The organism is Ancrocorticia sp., from assembly GCF_052089425.1.
In the GTDB taxonomy this organism is placed as follows: Bacteria; Actinomycetota; Actinomycetes; order Actinomycetales; family Actinomycetaceae; genus Ancrocorticia.
The window spans coordinates 4,049-8,243 of the sequence record NZ_JBQCZW010000034.1 but is presented as its reverse complement, the minus strand read 5'-3'; the positions used below and the strand labels follow the sequence as shown (position 1 = coordinate 8,243).

Sequence of the window (4,195 nt, the reverse complement as noted above, 5' to 3'; positions counted from 1 at the left end):
ATCTTCCCATCACTCGTGCGATCTTCATGCAAGGTCGCTCCCCCTACAAGTTCATTAAGGCTCTCAGTATGTCGCTGTTCCTCTCTGGCGACCTTGGGGATGTCCGGGAAGCGATAGGCCTTGGTTTTGCCGCGGGACAGGTCATTGGCGCACCCGCGGGAGACCCGGAGGGAAAGGACCTGAGAATTGCGTTCGACTTTGACGGGGTGCTCGCGGACGACGAGTCCGAACGCATAATGCAGAGCGACGGTCTTGAAGCATTCCACGAGAACGAGACCGAGAATGTTCTAATTCCGATGCACGAAGGTCGTCTTACAGACTTCCTCAGGGGCATCAACCGAATCCAGGACATCGAAGAGCAACGGCAGAGGGATGACCCGACCTACAACCGACGTGTCCATGTCTCAATCGTGACGGCACGAAACGCACCCTCACACGAGCGTGTTGTCAAGACAATTCAATCGTGGGGGCTGAGAGTAAACGACGCTTTCTTTCTTGGAGGCATCGAAAAGGCCGCAGTCCTCGGAGTACTACGCCCCCACATTTTCTTCGATGATCAACGTACCCACCTTGAACCGGCTGCCGACACTGTGCCTAGCGTCCATGTACCCTTCGGCATCGTTAATCAGAAGGCGTCCGAATCCGACTCGACGCAAGTTCACGAACAGGTAGGACCGCTCAGCCCCGAAACTGTTTAGGTAGGCGCGTCTGTCGGCGTTGCTTCAAGTCTCTCAACATCAGTGGTGAGTTTAAGGACAGTCTGGTAGCGGAGTTTGAGGTCAAGAACCGCGCACTTCTGAATGATCTGGCTCACTCTGTCCGAACCCGAACTCGGCGTTTCCCTCTCGGTGAAGATGTATGAGAGCACCGAACACACGGCATACACCTCGTTGAGCACTCCGTAACTCTTGAAGGCATCGAGCAGCGGATCACGAATCGTTCCGCGCATCTTAGTCCGGGTACGAGTAAAGGCGGACGTCTGATCTTTGACGAGATCAAAGTCTGACAGTTTCACGAGCACCGCGCCGTCATGGAAAACCTTGAGAAGCACGTTCTGCAGACTGATGTCGCGGTGGACGATGCAGAGGCGAGCCGATCAAGACTTTACTCTCCTGCAAGGTTGCTGTTTGTAGCGGAATATGGTGTCAAGAACATCGATTCCAGCATGTCAAAAACGGTGATCTCATTCGGTCTAAATGGCGGATTTCACTCATGAGGGAGTACCGGAACCGTGTAATGGACGTGGCGACAACGTGAGCGTCCGCCCGCCGAAGGCGGCTGTGACTTCGACGGTGCCGCCGAGGGCTTCAACGTAGGACTTCAGGGTGGCGAGGCCAGATCGGTCAAGGTCGCCCGCTTCCAGCGCGGAGACGGTCGGCTGGGTCAGTTCGAAGCCGTTAGACAATGCGTTGGACCAAATGTTGGTGGGCGCAGTCGCAAGAAATTGTGTGCCTACACTTCAGCTGAGACGATGGGAGCATGTCGAGTTCTGTGCAGCTGATCCGCGCTTCCAACCTGTCCGATGTTGCCGAGTATGCGTACGCCGCGACCGCGCCGAAAGATGCCCGGCTGATCTTCTTAGCTGGGTCGTGCCCCTTGGATGATGATGGCGCGACGGTCGCGGTGGGCGACTACGCGGGGCAGGCCGGCGCGTGCGTCGAGACGATGAAACGAGCACTCGCCGCTGCCGGGGTAACGATCGACGATGTGGTCAGTACGCGGGTGCTCGTGGCATCTTCCCAGCAGGCTGACCTTGTTGCGGCATGGGAAGTGGTGCGCGACGCGTTCGGTGATCATGACGTGCCGAGCACGCTGATGGGCGTGACTGTTCTGGGCTATGACGATCAGCTCGTGGAACTGGAAGCCGTTGCAGCCGTCACCGAGTGAGCACGACGACGGTCATTTTCGTGTTTCAGTTCCGTATGTTGTAGTCGCTGTGCGTATAGCTAGGGCTTACACATCATGCGGAAGTGGGCAGTTAAGAGATGAGCAGTTGCCGATGCTACTTAAGGTTTCAGATCGGTATACGCACGTTGCTCGGATATATGCAGACCGATTGCCATATACAGTGCTGGGGCGCAGCTGCAAAGCCGCAGCTGCGCCCCAGTCAAGACGAATGGCGGCTACTGAGTTTCCTCGGGGTAGAACATCACCTTGCTGTAGGGATTGGGCTCTTCGATCAGCTTCTTGAAGACCTCAGGGCCGTCACTGAGGTTGAATTTGTGGGAGATGACGGGCTCAATGTTGATGCGCTTGTTGGCCAGCATCTCAAGCGCGTTGGACCATTCTGCACCCGGGTATGGGGCCGAGACGCAGCTCCACGTGCCGTGAATGGTCAGCTCGTAACGGGCGATACGTTCGAAGTAGAGCCGCGGCATTGTGATATCCGCATAGGGGATACCCATGTACACCACTTCGCCTCCGCGCTTGGGCAGGCCGAGAACTTGCGCGGATGTGTCCGGGGCGCCGGCAGATTCGACGGCCAAGTCCACACCTTCGCCGTATTCGGCTATCACTTCGTGCAGTAGGCGCCCGGAGGTGTTAACCGCTACATCGGCCCCCATCGCGCGGGCCAACTCGAGTTGGGAGTCCCGAATGTCAAAGGCATAGATGTTCTTGGCACCAAACGCTCGGGCCCATGCCACCGCGAGTAGGCCGAGCCCGCCCGCGCCGGCGATGCCCACATCATCACCCATCTGCAGTCCGGTCTGGAGAAGACCGTGGAGCACCACGGCGGTGGGCTCCATGAGGGCACCTTCTTCGAAACTGACCGCCGGGTCCATAGGGGCGAGGTTCTTTTCGGGTAGCTGGATGTATTCGGCGTATCCGCCGGGTACTAAGGCGCCGAGTGCCGAAAGATTCGGATCTTGGGAGGGGCGCCCAGATGGGTGATCTGCGCTTTTTTCAGACGTCATGGCGGCGATGGCCGCCGCGCGGTCGCCCACCTTGACGCTTGTGACGTTCGCGCCAACCTCCACGATTTCGCCAGAGAACTCATGGCCCCACACGTTGCCTGGAATGTAGGGGCCGAGTTTGCGGTAGCGCTTCTTATCAGACCCGCACACGCCCACGGCCTTGATCTTCATGATGACGTTATCCGGTGAATCGAGTACCGGATCCGGTACCTCTTCGTACCTCAGATCTTGGACTCCCCAAAAGGTGAGAGCATGCATCGTGAAATTCCTTCCTCACATGGATTGAGCTACCAGAGACTATGTCTAGTCGCCGTATTCGGGAGCTATATAGCCATTGTGTTTGGCGTCACTATTGTGTCACAACCTGAGGTAAAGTGACAGCTAGCCAGCCTGTGCGGCACGGAGGACATCTCGATACCGCGTGTTTGGCGTTGCTGCCATCGAGGACAGTTCGGCGGTGATGTTCAGGCTGCTTGACCCGTGAGTGCGAGGGCGCACGCGGGCGAATCGTTGAATACATAGTCACGCTAGGAGTAGATCATGAGCACTGATTCACCATTGGTCATTGCAATCGACACGTCCACTACCGCAACCAAAGCGATCATCGTTGATCCAGAGGGCAATGTTCTTGCCTCGGCTCGCAGGGAGCTCCAGCTGAAAACCCCGCAGATGAGCTACTTCGAACAAGATCCCCTCGAGTGGTGGACTAGCACAAACGAATCGGTGGGGGAGGCCGTTGCCGCCCTCAAGCCGTCGGATCGCGATCGCATCGCAGCCATGGGGATGACGCATCAGCGCGAGACGTTCGCGCCCTTCGATATTGAGGGGAATCCTCTGCGCGATGGGCTCACGTGGATGGACGGACGCGCTGCCAAGGAGGTGGCCAACATCGGCAACCCGGCGATTCATGCACTTTCGGGAAAGCCGCCCGCTACCGCACTGGCCATCTACAAGCTCGCATGGCTGAAGAAGCACGAGCCAGATTCGCTGCGGTTGGCAGACAAGATCGTCGAGGTCCACGGCTACCTCACCTTCAAGCTCACCGGCAAGTGGGTGACGTCCGTGGGCGCGGCGGATTCACTTGGCATGCTTGACATCGCCGCGCAGGATTTTGATCCCGGGTTGATGATTATCGGAGGAGTTAAGCGCGAACAGCTGAGTGACCTCGTCAAGCCCGGAGACGTGATGGGCGAAATAGACCCCACGATCTCTCGCGAATGGGGCCTGAAGCAGACGATTCCGTTGGTGGCCGGAGTGGGCGATGGGCAGGCGGCCGGAGT

The 4,195-nt window shown here is 57.9% G+C and carries 5 protein-coding genes; 3 read left to right on the top strand and 2 right to left on the bottom strand.

Going from position 1 to position 4,195, the window contains the following annotated elements:
- Positions 1-698: 5'-nucleotidase (locus ACTHV6_RS09830; protein WP_441387295.1), on the top strand; the 698-nt coding region annotated here is incomplete at its 5' end.
- Here the strand turns inward: ACTHV6_RS09830 and ACTHV6_RS09825 are convergent.
- The gene (locus ACTHV6_RS09825) at positions 695-1,051 is read right to left on the bottom strand and encodes a hypothetical protein (RefSeq protein WP_441387293.1); all 357 of its coding nucleotides are present in this window, start codon (positions 1,049-1,051) and stop codon (positions 695-697) included. The genes ACTHV6_RS09830 and ACTHV6_RS09825 overlap by 4 nt on opposite strands.
- 428 nt (positions 1,052-1,479) lie before the next feature.
- Here ACTHV6_RS09825 and ACTHV6_RS09820 point away from each other — a divergent pair, with 428 nt between their 5' ends.
- Complete coding sequence (locus ACTHV6_RS09820) at positions 1,480-1,887, top strand: RidA family protein (RefSeq protein WP_441387292.1); 408 nt, start codon at positions 1,480-1,482, stop codon at positions 1,885-1,887.
- A 236-nt stretch (positions 1,888-2,123) separates the two neighbouring features.
- On the opposite strand, the gene ACTHV6_RS09815 is transcribed toward ACTHV6_RS09820, so the two are convergent.
- On the bottom strand, positions 2,124-3,173 hold the full coding sequence (locus tag ACTHV6_RS09815; RefSeq protein ID WP_441387290.1) for a galactitol-1-phosphate 5-dehydrogenase: 1,050 nt from the start codon (positions 3,171-3,173) through the stop codon (positions 2,124-2,126).
- A 282-nt stretch (positions 3,174-3,455) separates the two neighbouring features.
- On the opposite strand from ACTHV6_RS09815, the gene ACTHV6_RS09810 reads away from it, so the two are divergent.
- Positions 3,456-4,195 (top strand): xylulokinase (locus ACTHV6_RS09810; protein ID WP_441387289.1); only part of this gene is annotated, 740 nt, incomplete at its 3' end.

Bases quoted from the DNA above. Each gene is read 5' to 3' on its own strand.
- ACTHV6_RS09815 (WP_441387290.1), bottom strand. From the start codon at position 3,173: ATGCATGCTCTCACCTTTTGGGGAGTCCAAGATCTGAGGTACGAAGAG.
- ACTHV6_RS09820 (WP_441387292.1), top strand. From the start codon at position 1,480: ATGTCGAGTTCTGTGCAGCTGATCCGCGCTTCCAACCTGTCCGATGTT.